The organism is Streptomyces sp. NPDC127100 (assembly GCF_042724095.1).
In the GTDB taxonomy this organism is placed as follows: Bacteria; Actinomycetota; Actinomycetes; order Streptomycetales; family Streptomycetaceae; genus Streptomyces.
In genome coordinates, this window is sequence record NZ_JBHXFL010000018.1 from 100,714 (window position 1) to 119,820 (window position 19,107).

Below are 19,107 nucleotides of genomic sequence, written 5' to 3' on the forward strand. Positions count from 1 at the left end.
GCCGGATCGCCCGGCCCGGCCGGTCGCGGCGGGTGGTCAACGCGTTCCGGCAGGGGAGGCCTCCCGCTGGTCCTCGGCGGGCCGGGCGGGGCGGTCCGGGCGCGCGTGGTCCCCGCTGCGGACGACGACCACGGCCGCGAGGCAGACGGCCAGGCCGACGGCGGTCTGCACACCGAATGGCTCACCGAACATGAGGGCGCCCCACACGGCCGTGACCGGGGCCATGAGGAACATGAGGGTGTTGACCGCGGTGATGCCGGACCGGCGCAGGATCAGCCAGTACAGTCCGTACCCGCCGAAGGTGGGCAGCACCACGAGCCAGGCGGTCGCCACCCAGAACGACGAGTCGGCGGGCGGCACGGCCGCCCCGGCGCCTGCCGCCAGGGCGGAGAAGAGGACGGCGCTGGTGGCGCAGTGGAGCGTCAGTGCCGCCCTGGGCGCGACCGGCACGGGGGAGCGGCCCTCCAGGAAGGTGGCCGCCACCAGGGACAGCATGCCGAGGAAGGGGACCGCGTACGCCCACGGGGCGACCTCCGCGCCGGTCGCCGCCGCGTCGGCCAGGGTGACCGTGGCGACTCCGGCCAGCCCCAGCCACAGCCCGGCCCACTGCCGGCGCGACACGTACTGCCGCAGCAGGGGCCCGGCCAGCGCGCCGGCGACGAGGGGCTGGACGCCGTCGATCAGGGCGGTGGTGCCGGTGGAGACACCGAGCTGGATGGCGTAGTAGACGCTGAGCAGATACCCGCTCTGCGACAGCGCGCCGACGGCGACCTGCCGGCCGGCGTCCCGGAGCCGCAGGCCCCGCCACGCCGCGCGCGAGAAGGGCGCGACGGCGACGAGGACCAGCGCGAGCGGCAGGAAGCGCCACATCAGGAGCGTGGTCGCGTCCGCGGTTCCCGCGCCGAGCCGGGCGCCGATGAACCCGGAACTCCAGCTCAGTACGAAGGCGGCCGAGAGCAGGGCGTGCACGTGGACCACATCCCGTGGGCGGATCGAGGTATACAGATCGGTTTACTCGCTCGGGTGCCCACTATACAGACCGGTATACTCATGCCTCATGGAGTCCAGGGAGAAGCCGCACCGCGTCCGCATGACGTCCGGGGCGCTCCGCGTGCTGGAGGCCGCCGAGCGGCTGTTCTACGAGCGCGGCATCCATGCCGTCGGCGTGGACCTCATCGCCGCCGAGGCCGGAGTGACCAAGAAGACGCTGTACGACCGCTTCGGCTCGAAGGAGCAGATCGTCGTGGAGTATCTGGCCGGCCGCGACGACCGCTGGCGGGACCTCCTCGCCGGCCGTCTGGACGCGGTCGCGGGGCGGGAGCCGGCCGTCCGGATCCTGGCCGTCTTCGAGGCCTCGCGCGCATGGGCGGCGGAACACGGGTCCCGGGGGTGCAGCATGATCAACGCCCATGCGGAGATCGGCGACGCGGCGCATCCGGCGTACGCGGTCATCGCCGGGCAGAAGCGGTGGATGCTCGACCTCTTCACCCGCCTCGCCGGGGAGATCGACGAGGCCGGCGCGGACCGGCTGGCCCGGGCGCTGATGCTGTTGCACGAGGGGGCGCTGGTCGCGCACGGGATGGGGGTCTTCCCCGACCCGTTCGGAGAGGCTCAGGACCGCGTGCGGGAACTGCTGCCGGAGGAGGCGGCGACCGGGCCGGACGCGCCGGCCCGGTGAGTCCGGTGCCGCCCGGGAAGGCCGCGCGGTGAGACGTACCCGCGCGGCCTTCCCGGGTGTGACGGTTCAGGCCACGAGCAGGCGGAGGCCGAGCTCCGCCGAGTCGAGGGCGGCGAGGTCGCGGTTGCGTTCGGCCCACCGGCCCGAGGAGAGATCGTCGCGGAGGCCGCGTACGGCCCGCTGCTCGGCCTCCGGCCCGACCCGGGTCCATACCGACACCGCGCGGCGTACGTGCTCCTCCAGATACGCCTCGGGCCGGCGCCAGTAGGCCTCGAGGAAACCGTCCGCGCAGTCCCACGGGATCAGCACGGGCTCCAGACGGGCCCCGACCTCGCGGGCCAGCTCGTCCACCGAGGGGCGGTCGGCGACGAGGCCGGCGACCTCGGGCAGGTAGTCACGGGTCAGCCAGAACCGGAGGCGCCAGCCGGTGTCGCCCGCGTCGTGCGTGAACACCACCACGCGGCGGGCGACGCGGCGCATCTCGCGCAGCCCGGCGATCGGATCGTCCCAGTGGTGCACGGTGCTGAAGGCCATCGCCGCGTCGAAGGACTGGTCCTCGAACGGAAGGCTCTCCGCCGCGGCGGCCACGCACGGCGCCGCGCCCGCGGGCCGCAGCGCCCGCATGACCGCCGACGGTTCCACCGCGGTCACGTCGCGGTCCGGGGGCTCGTAGGAGCCGGTGCCGGCGCCGACGTTCAGCACCGTCCGTGCGTCCCCGAGCGCGTCCCAGACCCTCGCGGCGATCCGCGGCTCGGTGCGCCGCGTCGCCGGATAGGCGGACCCGATCGCCTCGTACAGCCGCGCGCCGAACACCTTCAGCTGCTCCTCGGGTGTCGTCCTGATCCCCATGGCCCGTGCCTCCAGTTCCCTGTCGATGGCCGTCACCATGGCGCCGGCGCGGTCGCGCTGTTCCAGCAGCAGACCGCGCAGGCGGTGCAGGTGCGCGACCGCGTCGGTGGCCGGGTCGTCGACCAGGAGCGCGATGTCGCGCAGCCCGAAGCCCAGCCGCCGGTAGGTGAGCACCTCCCGCAGCCGCTCCACGTCGCCCGCCGAGTAGGTCCGGTAGCCGGCGGCGGTCCGGGCGGACGGACGCACGAGGCCGATCTCGTCGTAGTGATGCAGAGTGCGGACGCTCACGCCGGTCAGCCCGGCCACGCGTCCCACGGTCAGGTGTTCTTCCACACCACCGACCATGCGGCCTCACGCCACGTCAGGGTCAAGCACTTCGCCGCCGGTGCCGCTCCCGGGCCGCGGCACCGGCTCCCGCCCGGGACGCGGACTCAGCCGGCCTGCCCGGCGAACTGCGCCAGCTGGTCCTTCACCCAGGGGTCGTACACCGCGAGCCGATGGGCGGCCGCCGGATCGAACTGGCGCAGCTGGTCCATGACCCACGGGTCGACGCGCCGGTGCGAGGCGGACCTCTGGGCGTGCTGGGGCCCCGCGGTCGCGGTGGCGGGACGGTCGGAATGGCCGCGGTGGTGCGGGGCCGCGGCCGCCGCCGGGCCTCCGCCGGCCAGCAGGGCGCCTCCGATCCCCACGGCGGCGATCCCCGTGGTCACGACGTGCCGCATCGGCTTGTTCACGATGTTCCTCCCGCTTCACGCGACGACTGGCTCACAACCGGAATCATGTGATCCGGTTGTGGCGCCTACCCGGCCCGACGCGCGATACACGGGCCGTGTCCCCGAGAGCCGCGCGGCCGGAATCCCGAAGTGGTGGCGGGGAGGCGTCGTCGCGGGGGAGGATGCGTGCCATGACGGGAGAGCGTTCCTCCATCAACCGGGCCGAACCCAGCATCGCCCGCGTCTACGACTACCTGCTCGGCGGCAAGGACAACTACGCCGTGGACCGGGAGATCGGAGACGTGTTCAAACGCGACCTCCCCGGTTCGGTGGCGATCGCCTTCGCCAACCGTGCCGCCCTGACGCGGGCGGTGCGGGAGATCGTGACGACCACCGGGGTACGGCAGTTCATCGACCTCGGCAGCGGCCTCCCGACCGCCGACAACGTGCACCAGGTCGCGCAGCGGCACGCCCCCGAGTCCCGCGTGGTGTACGTCGACACCGATCCGCAGGTACTGGTGCACGGCCGGGCCCTGTTGGAGGAGAACGACCGGACGCGGGTCGTCCCGGTCGACGTGCGTGATCCGCAGGGCATACGCACCCACCCGGACACCCTCGCCCTGATCGACTTCGACCGTCCCGTCGCCGTCGTCCTCAGCGCCGTTCTCCACCATGTGAACGACGAGGAGGACCCCGCCGGAATCGTTCGCCACTGGCGCGATCACGTGGCGTCCGGAAGCCACTTCTTCGTCAGCCACTTCCGTTCCGGCAACAACCCGGAGACCGCGGAGGCCGAGAAAGTACTCCAGAAGACGTTCGGCCGGGGCCGGTGGCGGACCGACGAGGAGATCGAGTCCCTCCTGGACGGCCTGGACATCCTGGATCCGGGAGTCGTTCCGGCGCCCGTCTGGCGCCCCGACGCTGGTGGCGGAGCCCGGGGCGGGGACGGTGAGCGGGAGCTCACGGTCTGGGAGCGCCTGATCGTCGCGGGACTGGCCCGCAAGGCGTAGCCGCCTACGCGGTGAAGCGCACGGGCAGACGCCGGGGACCGCGGATCATCAGCCCCGGACGCCAGGCCACGGCAGCCGGGTGGATGTCCAGTTCCAGGTTCTCGCAGCGCTCCAGGAGCGTCCTGATGGCGATGCGTGCCTCCAGACGCGCCAGCGGTGCGCCCAGGCAGTAGTGGATGCCGTGGCCGAACGCCACGTGGCCGCGGGCGTCACGGGTGATGTCGAAGCGCTCGGGAGCGGGGAAGCGCGCCGGGTCGCGGTCGGCGTCGGCCATGGCCACCAGGACGAGCTCGCCGCCTCCGGGAACGACCGTGTCGCCGATGGTCAGCGGCTCGGTGGTGAACCGGTACGTGGGGGTCTCCACGGGACCGTCGTAGCGGAGCATCTCCTCGACGGCGGAGTCGATGAGCGTCAGGTCCGCGCGCAGCGCCGCCAGTTGTTCGGGGTGGGTGAGCAGGGCGAGCACCCCGTTGGAGATGAGGTTCACGGTGGTCTCGTGGCCCGCCACCAGCAACAGCCAGGCCATGCCCAGGAGTTCGTCGGCAGCGAGCCGGTCGCCGTCCCCGTCCGCACCGTGGATCAGCGCGCTCATGAGGTCGTCGCCGGGCTGCCGGCGCTTGTCCGCGAGCAGTTCCTCCAGGTACCGCGCCATGGACGCCGCGGCCGCGGTACGGGCTTCGGGGTCGGTGGCGCCGAGGGCGTCGTTCGACCAGGTGCGGAAGGAGTCCCGGTCGAGGTCCGGAACGCCGAGGAGTTCGCAGATGACGGAGATGGGCAGCGGGAAGGACAGGGACTCGACGAGGTCGGCGCGACCGTCGGGCGCGGCGAGCATCCGGTCCAGGAGCGCGTCGGTGGTCTTCTGGATGCGCGGGGCGAGAGCCTCCACCCGGCGGGCGGTGAACTCCCGGGCGACCAGCCTGCGCAGCCGCGTGTGGTCCGGTGGGTCGGCCCTGAGCATGTGGGGGCCGGAGGAGATGGCACCGAGCGGGAACGAGGGGGACGCCTTGCTCCAGTCCTTCGAGAGCGTCGGCTCCGCGAGCGCGGCGCGCCCGGCCTCGTAGCCGACGACCAGCCAGGCCTCCGCGTTCCCCTCCGGCATCCGGATGCGGTGCACGGGCCCCTGCGCCCGTAAGCGCGCGTACACGGGGTACGGATCGCGTGTGAAGGAGTCACCGAGTGCGGCCAGGTCGACGACGCTCATGGGCTACCACCTCTACGACGGCTCACGGTTCACGACGGTGGCCGACGGGGCATGACGCACGGCTCCCGCGAGGAGCCGCCGCCCCGCCGACGGGCAACCACTGCCCGCCGACTGTAACGCCCGCAGTCACCGCACCCACCCGCTTTTCGGCCAACGAAGAGGCATGCCCACCGGGACTCAGACGGTGGCCCCGGGTCGCTCCCGGTCGAGGTGGAGCACCCGGGTCCGGTCGGCGTGCGGGGCGAGCAGCCCGTGCAGTTCTTCGGCCGCCGCCTTGAGGAGATGGCCGTCCTGGGCGGCGCGCAGGGTCTCCAGGACGAACGCGACACGGACGGAGTCCTCGGTGACGCGGGTGCGGTGGGCGTCGCGGTGATTCCAGTGACGGGTGAGGACGCCGGTGGTGTCGGCGTAGATGACCTCGCCCGGCCTCGGGCTCTCGACGGTGTCGGGTTCGCCGAGGGGAGTGAACTCCTCGGTTCCGTCCGCGTACCGGATCTCGACGTCGCCGGCGACGTGCTCGAGGTCGAAGGCGCCGGCGGGCAGGCCGTGGCGCACGGAGACGGCGTTGTACGAGTCGACCGCCGGGTTGATGCGCGGCAGGGCGCTCTTCTTGGCCATGCGGCGGCCCAGCGCGTCGACGCTGGGGCGGACGCGACGGGGATTGGTGCCGAACGAGCGGTACGCGGTGTGCCAGGCCTCGATGCGGGGGTCGGTCTCGTCGGCCGGCTGCCAGGCGCCGTCGGCGAGCTGCTGCTCCAGTGCCTCCAGGGCGGCGGTGGTGTCGGGCCAGGGTTCGCGGCCGCGCAGACCGTCGGCGGTGACCACGGCGACGAGGGTGCCGGGGAAGGCGTCGGCGACGGCGGGGGAGATGCGGAAGGTGGTCATGGCAGGCGTTCCTTCGTGCAGGCGTGCGGGTCGGTGGTCAGGACGTCCAAGGGCCGACGCGGCCCAGGCGGCGGCGCTGCTGGGCAGCGGTGGCGAGGTCGAGGCCCTGGCCGCGTTCCGTGAGGTGATCGGCGACGGCGGCGCGCTGTTCGACGGGCTTGTGGTCGTCGTACTTGAACTTCGCCCGGACGTCGGTCACTTCGAGGCGCAGCCCGCGGATGCCGGACAGCATCCGGCCGTACGGGGGCCGCCCGACGGCCAGGGGGGCGTGGTCGCCGTCGGGCTGGAAGTGGGCCATCTGGCGTCGCAGCAGCTCGGCCTTGGCCTCGGGGTCGTCGACGACCGTGGCGCGGCAGGTGAACTGGACGGCGGTGTAGTAGCTGGTGGGGACGCCGTCGGTGGGTGGCGTGTCCGGCTTGGCACGCCAGGGGCCGGGGACGAAGGCGTAGTCGCCGAAGACGGTGAACAGGACGTTCGGGTCGTTCTCGATCGCCTTCCAGGCGGGATTCGGCCGGGCGAGGTGGATCAGCAGGTGACCGGGGCCACCGGTGAAGTGCGTGGGGACGGCGACGGGAGGCTCGCCGGGCAGGCCGTTGACGGTGAGGACGCCGAAGTCGTGTCCGTCGGCGATCCAGGTCTGCCACTCGGCTTCGTCCAGGCCGGCGTCCCAGGGCTGGATGAACATGCGGTACTCCTTGCGCGGCGGCGGTGAGGGCGCGGGTCAGGTGAGGGCGAGGAGGCCGACGGCCACGGCGGCGGTGCCCAAACCGACGAACTGGCCACGGTGGACACGTTCGGCGAGGACGCCGCGGGCGAGCAGCACGGTGCCGGCCGGGTAGAGCGCGGTGACGACGGCGACGACGGCGAGGTCCCCGCCGCGGGCGGCGAGCAGGAACAGCAGGTTCGCCACCGAGTCCAGCACGCCCGCGGCGGCCGACACCCCGTACGCGGGCTTTGCCGGGCCGAGTCTGCGGAACATCAGTCCGGCCGCGGCCAGGGTGACGGCCGAGGAGACGGCACGGCCGATGATCAGCGGTGCGACGCCGCTGTCGGACGGCGCCTGATGCAGGAAGACGAGCTGCAGCGCGATCGCGGCGCCCGCGCCGAGGGCCAGAACCAGAGCGGTGCGCGACGGCCGGGCCGCCCCGGCGCCGTGTCCCGCACTGACCAGCACCACGGCGACCAGCGCGAGCGGCAGGCCCAGCAGCCCGGCGAGGCCGAGGCGCTCGCCCTGCAGGAGGCCGACGCCGACCGGGAGGATGGCGGAGACCAGTGCGGTGACCGGCGAGAGGACGTTCATCGGGCCGATCGCCAGGGTTCGGTAGAGCAGGGCGAAGGCCGCGGCCGAGGCGACGCCGGACGCGGCCCCCCAGGCGAGTGCCCCGGTGCCGAACGAGGCGCCCAGGACGGGCCAGAGCAGCAGCTCGACCACGAGGGAGGCGGGCGCCGCCACGACGACGGTGCGCAGGACGTGGGCCCTGCGGGCGCCGAGGCCGCCGAGGAAGTCGGCGCAGCCGTAGGCGAGGGAGCTGCCCAGGGCCAGCAGCAGAGCGATCACGGACGTACATCCCTAACTGATTCGGTGGAACGACCAGACCGTACAATGAAACGACCGTCCCTTGTCAACCAAACGACCGGACGGTGCAATGGAATGGTCCACTCACCGGGAGGGGAATCGGATGGCCGAAACAGAGGCGGCTCTCCGCGCGCTCGCGCACAACGTCAGGGTCGCCCGCACCCGTGCCGGCCTGTCCCTGGACGAACTCGGCAGGCGCGCCAAGGTCAGCAAGGGGGCTCTGGTCGGCCTGGAGAGGGCCCAGGGCAATCCGAACTTCGCCACCCTGGTCCGGCTGGCCGACACCCTCGGCGTCTCGGTGTCCGCCCTGATGGAGGGGCCGGCCGAAGGGCGTGTCCGTGTGGTGTCCGCCGACGCCGTGATGCCGCTGTGGGCCGGGGAGCGGGGAAGCGAGGCCCGGCTGATGCTGACGACGTCGGGCCCCGCCCCGGTCGAGGTCTGGCGCTGGCGCCTCCAGCCGGGCGAGGAGTACCCCAGCCATCCCCACCAGGCCGGAGTCGTCGAAACGGTCAGTGTGACCTCGGGGCGGATGATCCTTGTCGTCGACGGCGCCGAGCACCCTGTCCGGGCCGGACAGACCGCCACCTTCGACGGTGACGCCCCCCACACCTACCGCGGCGCGGGCGACGAGGCCTGCCATCTGATCATGACCGTGCACCTGCCGCCCGGGCCCGCCTCCTAGCCGTCGATGTCGAGTGCGGTCCCGTACAGCCGGTCCACCTTCAGCCGGACGACCACCCGGCGCTCGGCGACGAGCTGTTCGAGGAACGCCTCCTCGTCCTCGGGCCTCGCGTCCTCCGGGATCATCCCGAGCAGTTCCCGTCCCACCGCGTCACCGGGTGCCGTCGTGATCCCGGAGACCTCGGCCTCGCCCTCGGCGACGGCGAACGACCACACGTCGCCGCCCTGCACGTGCAGGGCCACCCGGGGATTGCGCCGCAGGTGCCCGACCTTGACCCGGTCGGCCGTCGTGGAGAACCGTACGATCCGGACTTCGGGGTCCCAGCTGTACACCATGGTGGTCAGATGGGGGTGGCCACTGCGCTTGACCGTGGCGAGCGTGCCGAACCGCTGCCTGCCGAGCAGGGCCGAGAGCGCTTCGTCGGACAAGGGGCGGGGTGCGGGTCCTTGAGTCATGACGATCTCAACGTCCTTGGCCGCCAGGTAATTTCGGCGACGTCGTGCACCAAGTGGCCCTGAGGGCACGGCCCGTCGTTACGCTCCTCGGCGTGACCAGCAGCGACGAATTCATAGGCGTACAGCGGGCGTGGAAGCGGATCGAGGCGTGGATGAGCCGCCACGCTCCCGCTTCGCACGCCATGCTCAACCCACCCGCCGGGCCGGACCGGATCGAGCGCTGGGAGGCCACCATGGGCTTCTCCCTCCCCCCGGCCCTCGCGGCGCTCCACCTGCTGCACGACGGCAGCCGGGGGTACGACCAGGACCGCTTCGGGGAGCATCCGCACGCCCAGGGCCCGCTGCCCGCACCGGACGACGACGCCTCCCGCGCCTGGGAGGCGCGGTGGGCCGCCGCGCTCTTCCTGCCCGGCCCCGGCATCCACACCGGCTTCGCCTGGTTCCCCCTCGACGAGGTGACGATGCAGTATCCGGTGCATCAGGGCATCGAGGAGGAGTTCGACCGGCTCATCCCCTTCGCCGCCGACACCCTCGACGCCTCCATGTCCGGCTTCTTCCTCGATCCACGGGACGGGCAGATCGGGGCATGGGGCGACGCGGGGCACGTGGAGTTCGGGTTCGGCACCCTGGTCGACTACGTCGAGCAGATCGCGTCCGCGCTCGACAGCGGCGGCACGGTGTTCGGTTACCGGCCCGCCCTGCACGCCTGCGGCGCGCTCGGCTGGCCGGACGAGGACGTCGCTCCCCTCGACGAATGGGGTGACGCCTGGACGTGGGTACCCGAAGGGGGCCTCGTCCGACCCGCGTGAGCCCGGAGGATCAGGCCGTGGACCGGATCGCGGAGATGTCGAACTGGAGCCGGACCTTCTCGCTCACCATCGTGCCGCCCGCCTTCAGACGCTGGTTGTAGACCAGGCCCCACTCGGTGCGGTCGATGGTGGTGGTGCCGTCGAACCCGACCCGTTCGAAACCGAACGGGTCCACCACGGAGCCCAGGTAGTCGAGTTGGAGGTCGACGGGCCGGGTGACACCACGGATGGTCAGGTCTCCCGTCATCAGGAAGGTCTCTCCGCCCTCGTGAGTGGTGGAGGTGCTGTGGAACACCATCTCCGGGTAGCGGCGTGCGTCGAAGAAGTCGGTACCCACGAGGTGCGCGTCCCGCTGTTCCACGCCCGTGTCGACACTGCCGACCCGGATGACGAGGTCGGCCCGTGACTCGGAGGGCCGGGCCCCGTCGAAGTACAGGGTGCTGTCGAAGTCGGTGAAGGCCCCGCGCACCGTCGTGACCATGGCGTGCCGTACGGAGAATCCGATGCGGCTGTGCGGGCGGTCGATGGTCCAGTGCCCGGTCAGGGACCGCAGCGCCGGGTCGAGCGCGACACCCGTGGGCCCGCCCTCCGCGACGTGCGCACCGGAGCGGACGGTCGGCACGGGTTCGACCATGGTGGACTGCCGACGGTTGAAGATACCCATGAGATCGTAGGCCCCTCTCGGAAGTGATCACTTGGTGCTATCACGGAGTCGCCGGAGATCACGTGGAGAGATGGGAGGCCTTGTCCGGCCTCCATGGTGTCGGCTGCAAAGGTACACAGAATCGACATGATCGCATCACAGGTGGCCGGCCCTCAGCGGGGGCGGGCCGGGGCGTCGAGGACCTGTTCGCGCAGGATGTCCGCGTGGCCGCAGTGCTGGGCCACCTCGCGCAGCAGATGCAGGTAGATCCAGCGCAGCGGCAGCGAGCCTCGGCGGTTGCCGTGTGCGAGGTCGTCCAGCGTCAGCTCCGCCGTGGCGCGCCGGGACGCCGCACACGCCTCTCGGTAGGCGTGCTGGACGGAGGCGATCGTGTCGTCGTCGTGAAGATCGAACGACTCGTCAGGCGTCTCCGGGATGCCGATCTCGCTGCGGGGCCGGCATGTGATCGCCTCGTCGAACCAGACCTTCTCCACGAACGTGGCGTGCTTGACGAGGCCCAGCAGTGTGGTCTTGGAGGTGACCAGCGACCGGCGCGCCTGCTCCTCCGTCAGGCCGTTCAGCGTGTCGTGCAGCGCGGTCCGGTGCTCATCGAGGAACGTCTCGAACTGCTCGCGGAACGCGGCGTGGAAGACGGTCGGTTCAGTCGTCGAGTCGAAGGCCATGACGGTAACGATAGGCCGCTCGGTGCCTCTCCCGCCGTACCGGCCGGGCCCCGAAGCCGCAACCGGCAGGGGCGCCGGTCGCGGCTTGGGGAAGGCGCTTCGCCGATCAGGGGTCAGGGCATGGCCGGCACACCGTCAGAGCGGGGCCAGACGGGCCTTGAGCAGGCAGAACTCGTTGCCCTCGGGATCGGCCAGGACGTGCCACTGCTCCTCGCCCGTCTGACCGATGTCGGCCGGGCGCGCGCCCAGCTTCAACAGGCGTTCCAGCTCGGCGTCCTGGTCGCGGTCGGTGGCGTTGACGTCGATGTGCAGCCGGGACTTCCCCTTCTCGGGCTCGTCCCGGCGGCTCAGGATGATCGTCGGCTGCGGACCGCCGAACCCCTCGCGCGGACCGATCTCGAACATGTCGTCGCCCTCGCGGTCCAGCACGACGAAGTCCAGGACCTCGCACCAGAACCGCGCCAGCAGCTCCGGATCCCGGCAACCGAGGACGAGCTCACTGATACGACACGACATGACGAAACCTGCTTTCGGTCGGACAGCCGGCGGGGAGGCCACACGTACGGGTCACGGGCTCCCAGCGGTCGAGACAATTCCGCGACCGTACCGGACGGGGCGAGCCCGGGTGAAGTGGTTTCGGTCGGGGCGCAGCGGTGTCGCGGCGGCTCAGCCGGTGAGGACGGGACCGGCGGGGGAGAAGGCCTCGTCGGCCGGTCCCGGGGGCGCCGGCTCCTCCTGGGCCTGCGCCCGGTCCAGGCGGAGCATGTTCGCCTCGTCCGGTGTTCCGGGTGCCGCCTGGTAGACCACCATCCGCTGACCGCCCGTGCGGGCCAGCTGCATGACCTCGTAGGTCAGGGTCATCGCCCCCGCCTTCGGGTGCCGGAACGACTTCTGCCCGCCGCCTCGTTCGCAGACGTCGTACCGTTCCCAGAGTTTCGCGAACTCAGGCGACTTCAGCACCAGTTCGCCGGCCAGTGCCGTCAGTTCGGGGTCGTCCGGGGCTGTTCCGGCCACTGCCCGCAGATGGGCGACCGAGCGGGCGACGGTGTCCTCCCAGGGGTCGTAGAGGATCCGCCCGACCGGGTGGAGGAAGAGATAGCGCGTCAGGTTCCGCTGCTCCTCCGGCCAGTCCCAGAGCCCCGGCAACAGCCGCCGCCCGGGCGGATTCGCGGCCAGCACGCGGTTGTAGCGGCTCACCACGTAGGCGGGCAGCGGGCGCACCGACTCCAGCATGCGCAGGACCGAGTCGCGGACACCGTGGTCGGAGGACGCGGGCAGCTCGGAGGGACGGCCGGAGGCCAGCTCCGCCAGCTCGTGCAGACGCTCGTAACCGTCGCCGCGCAGTCTCAGCGCGCGGCCGAGGGCGTCCACGACCGCGGGGGAGGGGTTGGTCTCCCGGCCGCGCTCCAGACGGATGTAGTAGTCGACGCTCACCCCCGCCAGCGCGGCCAGTTCCTCGCGGCGCAGCCCGGGAGTACGGCGCAGTCCCGCACCGGCCGGCAGTCCGACGTCCTCCGGGCGCACCTGTGCCCTGCGGGCCTTCAGATAGCGACCCAGTTCGGTGCCGCGCGTGTCCCCTGTCGCTGCCATCCGCCCATTGTGGCAGGCCGTCGCCGAGCGTGAGGGGCCCTGCCAGGACCTGGAACGCCGCACCCCGGGCACGGCGCGGTCTGCCCGACCGGGCCGCGCCCGGGCAGAGTCGGTGACGGAGCGGGCGGCCCGGCCGCCGGGACCCAGGGGGCGCACGACGCCGGACCGCGGCCCGGCGGAACGGGACCGCCCGCTCACCCGCCCCCTGGGGGGAGCGGGTCCGTCGCCTGTTCCAGGAGCCCGCCGTGCCTCTCACCTCGTCACCGTCCGCCACCCCGTCCGAGGCCGCTGCGCCCAGCGGCGCGGGGGAGCCGTCGCCGCGCGCACGCCGGCGACGACGGCCCGCCCGGAGCAGGCCGACCGAGGCGCCCGCGAACGGCTCCGCCGCGCCGAGGCGGAACGCGACGGCGCTCGTCGCGGCGCTGCTCGGCTTCACGGTGATCACCGTCGACGTCTCGGCCGTCAACATCGCGCTGCCCGCGATCCGGAGCTCCCTCAGCGGAGGAATGGCCGGACTGCAGTGGGTGGTCGACGCGTACACCCTGATGTTCGCGGCCCTGATGCTCTCCGCCGGCGCCTTCGCCGACCGGGCCGGCGCCCGCCGCGCCTACGCCTGGGGCGTCGCCCTGTTCACCCTCTCCTCCCTCGGCTGCGCCCTCGCGCCCGGCATCGGCGTGCTGATCGGTGCGCGCGTGGTCCAGGGCGTCGCCGCCGCGGTGGTGATGCCGGCCTCGCTGGCGCTGATCCGACACGCCTACGAGGACGCCCGGGCGCGTGCTCGCGCCATCGCGCTGTGGACGGTCGGCGGATCGGTGGCTATGGCCGCGGGTCCGGTGCTGGGCGGGCTGCTCACCGAAGGGGCCGGCTGGCGGTCGGTGTTCCTGCTCAACCTGCCCGTGGGTGCGGTGATCCTCGGTCTGCTGGTGCGGGTGGAGCGCTCCCCGCGGCGGCCCGCCCCGCTGGACGGCGCCGGCCAGCTCACCGCCGTACTGGCGCTGGCCGCCCTCGTCTTCGCCGCGATCGAGGGCGGTCACCTCGGCTGGACCAGCGCACCGGTCCTGGCCGCCGCCGCGCTCGCGGCCGTCTCCGCGTACGCCTTCCACCGGGTGGAGGCCCGGCACGAGCACCCCATGGTTCCGCTGGGCATGCTGCGCGACCGCCGGGTGGCGCCCGCTCTGGCGGTCGGCTTCGCCCTCAACGCCGCCTTCTACGGCGGGATCTTCGTCCTCGGGCTGTACTACCAGCAGCTGCGCGGCATGTCGGGGATCGCCGCCGGTCTGATGTTCGTCCCGATGTCGGCGCTGGTGACGGCGACCAACCTGGTGTCACCGCGGCTCGCGGAGCGCATCGGCCGGCGGGCGGTGATCGTCACCGGGCAGGTGCTGTTCGGCGTGGCCATGGTCGCCATGCTGCCGCTGGCCGCGGACACGCCCCTGTGGCTGGTGCTGGTCCTGCTGGTGCCGCTGAGCGTGGGCGGGGCGCTCGCGGTGCCGGCGCTGACGGCGCAGCTGATGGAGGCCGTGCCGAGCCGGCGCGCGGGGATCGCGTCGGGGCTGCTCAACGCCTCCCGCCAGGCCGGCGGTGCGCTCGCCGTCGCTCTGTTCGGCAGCGCGCTCGCCGGCTCCGACGGAGGCTTCTCCCTGCCGGGCATGCGCCTGGGCCTGCTGGCCGTCGCCGCCCTGCTCCTGGTCACCGCCGGCGTCGCCCGCGTCCTGCTCCCGCGCGGGTGACGCCCCGGGCCGGGCCGCCCCCTGGGCGGCGCCGGCCGGCCCGCCTTTCAGGGACGGCGCCCTGGGTCAGATGCCGCAGGTGGGAGCCGACCAGTAGGGCGACGGGTCGAAGGCCACGTGGGTGTGGTCGTTGTGGCCGGGGTAGCCCGGGCCGAGGATCTCCGAGAAGCCGTGTGTCCTGGCCTGCTGGGCGAGCCGGCACAGGGACGGCGAGCCGACGAGGTCGGCCGCGTCGCCGTAGAGGTGACGGCTGGTGGTGGAGCCGCCGACCGCGCTGTTGCAGGCGCGGGAGCGGAAGCCGCTGGAGATGCTGATCGGGACGTCGCCGAGGGCGTGCCGCATCGCCTCCAGCTTCCACATGGTCCTGAGCGCGTTCGACTTGGCGGTGGCCGCGGAGACCGCGCCGCCGGACCAGTCGGAGTTGCACTTGTTGAGTTCGGCGTAGCTGAAGTGGACGGGCGTGCAGTCGGCGTCCTGGAGGGCGTAGATCTTGCTGAAGGTCGCGGGCCCCGCCACCCCGTCCGCGCTCAGGCCGTACGCGGCCTGGAACTTCTTGACGGCGGCGGCGGTCCGGGCGCCGTACTGACCGTCGTAGGAGAGCCGCTCGCCGGACGACACCCAGCCGGCGACCCGGATCTGGAGCTGGGTCACGTCGCTGCCCGAGGACCCCTGGGAGAGGGTGCGGTTCCAGGTGTAGCAGGAGTCGGCGTGCGCGGTGCCGGCGGTGGCGCCCACCCCGATCGCCAAACCAGTCATGAGCATGACAAGCGAGAGAAGCAGGCGTGACGCGCGTCTGAACATCCGGGCCTCCCGACCGTTGAGCCGACAACAACCGAAGCCCAGCGTGCGGCAACGGGCTACGCGCGTCAATGGTCACCCGGGGGAGTGAAGTCGGCGTCCCCGCTCGCGGCGGGGATCGCGCATGCCGCGCTGCTCAGAGCGTGTCCGGTTCTCGCCAATCCGCGGTAAATGCCTGGACCGTGAACCTCGCCCGACGGGAGACTTCCGACTTCCGAACCTCCGGGAGCGTGATGGGAACAACAGATACGCGAGGGCCGACGCCGGGCAGGAGCGCGGTCGTCCTGGCCCTGCGCCGCTACGGCCGGGAACTGCTGCGACTCAGACTGCTGGCCCTGCCCGCGCTGCTGCTGCCGGCCGTGGGCAACATCGGCATCCGCTACGTCGCCCCGCTGCTGATCGCCAAACTGGCCGGACAGGCCGCCGACGACAGCGGTCTCACCCTCACCTCGGCGCTGCCCTACGTACTGGGCTTCGGCGTGACCCTGCTGCTCGCCGAGGCCGTGTGGCGGGTCGGGCAGCACTGCCTCAACCGCGTGGACGCCCTCGGCATGGAGCACCTGTACGTGGAGGGCATGGACGAACTCCTCGCCAAGGACGCGGCGTTCTTCCACGACAACTTCGCCGGTTCCCTGACCAAACGGGTGCTCAGCTTCGGCAAGCGCTTCGAGGACTTCGTCGACACGCTGACGTACCGGATCGTGGGCAGCCTCGTCCCCCTGGTGTTCGGTGCCGCGGTGCTGTGGAGCTACGAGCCGATGCTCGTGGTCGGACTTCTCGTGATGATCGCGCTGACCGTGTTCGCCGCGACGCCTCTGATCCGTCGCCGGCAGAGGCTCGTCAACGACCGGGAAGCGGCGATCGCCCGCGTCTCCGGCCACGTCGCCGACAGCCTGGCGAACATGGAGACCATCCGGGCGTTCGCGGCCGAGCGGCGGGAGGCCGACGAACACCGCAGCCGCGTCGCGGACTCCCGGCGCCTGACGCTCAGATCCTGGGACTACGGCAATCTGCGCGTCGACATCCTCATCGCCCCCATGTCCGTGCTGACCAACGTGCTGGGCCTGCTGGTCGCCATCGCCTTCGGCGGCCCGGGCCAAGGGGTGGAGGAGGTCGTCGTCGCCTTCACCTACTACTCCAACGCGACCCAGATCATGTTCGAGTTCAACCAGATCTACCGGCGTCTGGAAAGCTCGATGACCGAGGCCGCGCAGTTCACGGAGCTGCTGCTGGATCCGCCCACCGTGCTCGACCCGAAGGCACCCGAACCCCTCCTGCCGCGGGACACCGGCATCCGCTTCGAGGCCGTGACCTTCGCCCACGCCGGTGCGCAGCCCATCTTCGAGAAACTCGACCTGGACGTGCCCGCGGGCGCACGGGTCGGTCTGGTCGGCCGGTCCGGCGGCGGCAAGACCACGCTCACCCGGCTTCTGCTGCGGATGTCGGACATCGACGACGGACGCATCCTGATCGGTGGCCAGGACATCCGCCGGCTGCGCCAGGCGGACCTGCGCTCACTGATCGCCTACGTCCCGCAGGAACCCGCCATGTTCCACCGCAGCCTGCGGGACAACATCGCCTTCGCCCGGCCCGGCGCCACCGACAACGAGATCCACGCGGCGGCCGCGGCCGCGCACGTCACGGAGTTCGCCGCCCAACTCCCCGACGGATTCGCCACCTTGGTGGGGGAGCGGGGCATCAAGCTCTCGGGCGGTCAGCGCCAGCGCGTCGCCCTGGCCAGGGCCATCCTGCGCGACGCCCCGATCCTCCTGCTCGACGAGGCGACCAGCGCACTGGACTCGGAGAGCGAACTCCTCGTCCAGGACGCCCTGTGGCGGTTGATGGACGGACGTACGGCCCTCGTGGTCGCCCACCGGCTCAGCACCGTGGCCGGCATGGACCGGCTCGTCGTACTCGACCGCGGACGTGTCGTCGAACAGGGCACCCACCGGGAGCTGCTCGCGGGGGACGGTGCCTACGCCAAGCTGTGGCAGCACCAGTCGGGCGGCTTCCTCGGCGAGAGCGCCGAGCCGGCCACCGGACCGGTTGCGGGAGCCGGTCCCGGGGGGCTGCCCGGGCCGGCCGGCCCGGCGGCTCGGGCCTCCGAGGTCGGCGGATAGGGAACACGGCGCCCCCGCGGCGGCCGGCCGGCCGGCCTCGCCGCCATGCGGGGGCGTCCGATCCGGCCTAGCGTGGAGACGAGGGGCAGCTCGCATCGTCGCGCCCGGGAGAGGTGAAGTCCCATGCCGAGCGAGCAGACGACGGCACGTGAACAGGCCCTGACCGAGCGGCTCCGGTCAGCGCTGCGCGGCGAGGTGATCGACCGCGGCCACCCCGCCTACGACGAAGCCCGGGCCGTGTGGAACGGGCTGATCGACCGCCATCCCGCGGTGATCGCGCGGTGCGCCGGGACGGCCGACGTCGTCGATGCGGTGGCGGCCGCGCGCGAGCACCGGCCGGTCGTGAGCATCCGCGGCGGCGGCCACCAGGTCGCGGGGAGCGGCGTCTGCGACGACGGCCTGGTGATCGACCTGTCGCACATGAAGGGAGTGCACGTCGACCCCGAGGCCCGCACCGCGCGCGCCCAGGCGGGCGTCACCTGGGGCGAACTGGACCGTGAGACCCAGCTGCACGGGCTCGTCACGCCGGGTGGGGAGATCTCGGCGACCGGGATCGCGGGACTCACGCTCGGCGGCGGCTTCGGGTTCGTGATGCGGACCTTCGGACTGAGCTGCGACAGCGTCCGCTCGCTGGAGATCGTCACCGCGGACGGCATGGTGCGCACGGCGAGCCGGGACGAGGAGTCCGACCTCTTCTGGGCGGCGCGCGGAGGGGGCCGGGGCCTGGGCGTCGTCACCTCCTTCGAGTTCGGCCTGCATCCGCTCGGCCCGGAGGTGGCCGGGGTGCTGGTCCTGCACCCGTACGAACGTGCCGAGGACGTGCTGCGGGCCTGGCGGGACGCGACGTACACCGCGCCGGACACGGTCACGCCGGAGCTCCTGCTCTGGAGCGTCCCCGCCGATCCCGCGGTCCCGAAGGAACTGCACCGGGCGAAGTGCGTGATGGTCGGCGCCGTGTACGGCGGCCCGCCGGGCGACGAGGCCACCGCCGCGCTGGCGCCGCAGCGCGACCTGGGTCCGCCGCTCATGGACCTGAGCGGAACCGTGCCGTACGTCGCCCTGCAGAGCGCGAACACCTGGCGGTTCCCCGACGGGGAGCGCTACTTCATGAAGTCGCACTTCATGGAGGAGCTGACGGACGAGGCCATCCGGACCCTGCTGGACTGGGACTCCCGGCGGCCGACTCCGGAGAGCCTGATCGTCGTCCGCACCCTGGGCGGCGCGGTGGCACGCGTGGGCCCGGACGACAGCGCGTTCGCGCACCGGTCCGCGCGCTACAACGTGAGCATCGACGCGGGCTGGCGGGACCCGGCGCTGGACGAGACCGCGATCGCCTGGGCGCGCTCGGCATGGGACGCGATGAAGCCGTTCTCGAGCGGGGGGACGTACGTCAACTTCGCCGGGCTCGGCGAGGACGCGGGCGAGCTGCGGGGCGCGGTCTTCGGCTCGCACGAGGAGCGGCTCGAGCGCACCCGCGCCGCCTACGACCCGGAGGGCCTGTTCGCACCGGCCGCGCGCAGGCCGTGACCCGGCCGGGCGAGTCTGTGCCGGCGTCCCCGCATGCGTGAAGGGGTGTGGCCCCCCGGCAGTAACCGGGGGGCCCCCCCCTCACCCCGCCCGCACGGGGGTGGGGGGGGCCCGGACGGGGGGGCGACCGCGGTGTGGGGGTCGGCCGCCCCCATAAG

General features: G+C 72.6%; 20 protein-coding genes. 7 read left to right on the forward strand and 13 right to left on the reverse strand.

All coding sequences use genetic code 11. The features are described 5' to 3' along the window. Window positions 1-36: 36 nt before the first annotated feature. Window positions 37-969 carry a DMT family transporter gene (locus ACFWJB_RS18740; RefSeq protein WP_385470962.1) on the reverse strand — a complete coding sequence of 311 codons (933 nt, stop codon included), beginning with the start codon at window positions 967-969 and terminating at the stop codon, window positions 37-39. Between the two features lie 88 nt (window positions 970-1,057). Here ACFWJB_RS18740 and ACFWJB_RS18745 point away from each other — a divergent pair, with 88 nt between their 5' ends. Next, on the forward strand, window positions 1,058-1,678 hold the full coding sequence (locus tag ACFWJB_RS18745; protein WP_386923421.1) for a TetR/AcrR family transcriptional regulator: 621 nt from the start codon (window positions 1,058-1,060) through the stop codon (window positions 1,676-1,678). A 66-nt stretch (window positions 1,679-1,744) separates the two neighbouring features. Here ACFWJB_RS18745 and ACFWJB_RS18750 read toward each other — a convergent pair whose 3' ends face one another. Both ACFWJB_RS18750 and ACFWJB_RS18755 read right to left on the reverse strand, forming a co-directional pair. Continuing rightward, window positions 1,745-2,833: a methyltransferase domain-containing protein gene (locus ACFWJB_RS18750; protein ID WP_385472031.1), complete on the reverse strand. Its 1,089-nt coding sequence runs from the start codon at window positions 2,831-2,833 to the stop codon at window positions 1,745-1,747. Window positions 2,834-2,958: 125 nt separating this feature from the next. Next, window positions 2,959-3,261: a hypothetical protein gene (locus ACFWJB_RS18755; protein WP_385472028.1), complete on the reverse strand. Its 303-nt coding sequence runs from the start codon at window positions 3,259-3,261 to the stop codon at window positions 2,959-2,961. 170 nt (window positions 3,262-3,431) lie between these two features. Here ACFWJB_RS18755 and ACFWJB_RS18760 point away from each other — a divergent pair, with 170 nt between their 5' ends. Further along, the gene (locus ACFWJB_RS18760; RefSeq protein ID WP_385472025.1) at window positions 3,432-4,250 is read left to right on the forward strand and encodes an SAM-dependent methyltransferase; all 819 of its coding nucleotides are present in this window, start codon (window positions 3,432-3,434) and stop codon (window positions 4,248-4,250) included. A 4-nt stretch (window positions 4,251-4,254) separates the two neighbouring features. Here the strand turns inward: ACFWJB_RS18760 and ACFWJB_RS18765 are convergent, their stop codons facing one another. The 4 genes from ACFWJB_RS18765 to ACFWJB_RS18780 form a co-directional block, all read right to left on the reverse strand. Then, window positions 4,255-5,451: a cytochrome P450 gene (locus tag ACFWJB_RS18765; protein WP_385472022.1), complete on the reverse strand. Its 1,197-nt coding sequence runs from the start codon at window positions 5,449-5,451 to the stop codon at window positions 4,255-4,257. Between the two features lie 177 nt (window positions 5,452-5,628). Next, a complete protein-coding gene (locus ACFWJB_RS18770) occupies window positions 5,629-6,336 on the reverse strand; it encodes a B3/4 domain-containing protein (RefSeq protein ID WP_385472019.1) in 708 nt (235 codons plus the stop codon). A gap of 37 nt (window positions 6,337-6,373) precedes the next feature. Beyond that, window positions 6,374-7,021, reverse strand: a complete 648-nt coding sequence (locus ACFWJB_RS18775) for an FMN-binding negative transcriptional regulator (protein WP_385472016.1) — start codon at window positions 7,019-7,021, stop codon at window positions 6,374-6,376. Window positions 7,022-7,057: 36 nt separating this feature from the next. Further along, entirely contained in the window at window positions 7,058-7,894 is an 837-nt protein-coding gene (locus tag ACFWJB_RS18780) for an EamA family transporter (RefSeq protein ID WP_386923424.1), read from the reverse strand. A gap of 121 nt (window positions 7,895-8,015) precedes the next feature. Here ACFWJB_RS18780 and ACFWJB_RS18785 point away from each other — a divergent pair, with 121 nt between their 5' ends. Next, window positions 8,016-8,594 (forward strand): helix-turn-helix domain-containing protein, encoded by a 579-nt coding sequence (locus tag ACFWJB_RS18785; protein ID WP_386923426.1) that lies wholly within the window; start codon window positions 8,016-8,018, stop codon window positions 8,592-8,594. Here the strand turns inward: ACFWJB_RS18785 and ACFWJB_RS18790 are convergent. After that, entirely contained in the window at window positions 8,591-9,049 is a 459-nt protein-coding gene (locus ACFWJB_RS18790; RefSeq protein WP_386923428.1) for a TIGR03618 family F420-dependent PPOX class oxidoreductase, read from the reverse strand. The genes ACFWJB_RS18785 and ACFWJB_RS18790 overlap by 4 nt on opposite strands. A 92-nt stretch (window positions 9,050-9,141) precedes the next feature. On the opposite strand from ACFWJB_RS18790, the gene ACFWJB_RS18795 reads away from it, so the two are divergent. Further along, entirely contained in the window at window positions 9,142-9,858 is a 717-nt protein-coding gene (locus ACFWJB_RS18795; protein ID WP_386923430.1) for a hypothetical protein, read from the forward strand. Between the two features lie 10 nt (window positions 9,859-9,868). Here the strand turns inward: ACFWJB_RS18795 and ACFWJB_RS18800 are convergent, their stop codons facing one another. From ACFWJB_RS18800 to ACFWJB_RS18815, 4 genes are all read right to left on the reverse strand, one after another. After that, window positions 9,869-10,522 carry a YceI family protein gene (locus ACFWJB_RS18800; protein ID WP_386923432.1) on the reverse strand — a complete coding sequence of 218 codons (654 nt, stop codon included), beginning with the start codon at window positions 10,520-10,522 and terminating at the stop codon, window positions 9,869-9,871. A gap of 152 nt (window positions 10,523-10,674) precedes the next feature. Continuing rightward, window positions 10,675-11,184 (reverse strand): DinB family protein, encoded by a 510-nt coding sequence (locus tag ACFWJB_RS18805; RefSeq protein WP_386923434.1) that lies wholly within the window; start codon window positions 11,182-11,184, stop codon window positions 10,675-10,677. A gap of 135 nt (window positions 11,185-11,319) precedes the next feature. Further along, the gene (locus tag ACFWJB_RS18810; RefSeq protein WP_386923436.1) at window positions 11,320-11,700 is read right to left on the reverse strand and encodes a VOC family protein; all 381 of its coding nucleotides are present in this window, start codon (window positions 11,698-11,700) and stop codon (window positions 11,320-11,322) included. Between the two features lie 150 nt (window positions 11,701-11,850). Next, a complete protein-coding gene (locus tag ACFWJB_RS18815; protein WP_385471992.1) occupies window positions 11,851-12,774 on the reverse strand; it encodes a helix-turn-helix domain-containing protein in 924 nt (307 codons plus the stop codon). A gap of 437 nt (window positions 12,775-13,211) precedes the next feature. On the opposite strand from ACFWJB_RS18815, the gene ACFWJB_RS18820 reads away from it, so the two are divergent. After that, window positions 13,212-14,504 carry an MFS transporter gene (locus ACFWJB_RS18820; protein ID WP_386923448.1) on the forward strand — a complete coding sequence of 431 codons (1,293 nt, stop codon included), beginning with the start codon at window positions 13,212-13,214 and terminating at the stop codon, window positions 14,502-14,504. Window positions 14,505-14,570: 66 nt separating this feature from the next. Here ACFWJB_RS18820 and ACFWJB_RS18825 read toward each other — a convergent pair whose 3' ends face one another. After that, on the reverse strand, window positions 14,571-15,305 hold the full coding sequence (locus tag ACFWJB_RS18825) for a D-Ala-D-Ala carboxypeptidase family metallohydrolase (protein ID WP_385473180.1): 735 nt from the start codon (window positions 15,303-15,305) through the stop codon (window positions 14,571-14,573). 230 nt (window positions 15,306-15,535) lie between these two features. On the opposite strand from ACFWJB_RS18825, the gene ACFWJB_RS18830 reads away from it, so the two are divergent. Beyond that, complete coding sequence (locus ACFWJB_RS18830) at window positions 15,536-17,422, forward strand: ABC transporter ATP-binding protein (RefSeq protein ID WP_386923438.1); 1,887 nt, start codon at window positions 15,536-15,538, stop codon at window positions 17,420-17,422. Between the two features lie 123 nt (window positions 17,423-17,545). Further along, window positions 17,546-18,949: an FAD-binding oxidoreductase gene (locus tag ACFWJB_RS18835; RefSeq protein ID WP_386923440.1), complete on the forward strand. Its 1,404-nt coding sequence runs from the start codon at window positions 17,546-17,548 to the stop codon at window positions 18,947-18,949. Window positions 18,950-19,107: the final 158 nt, after the last annotated feature.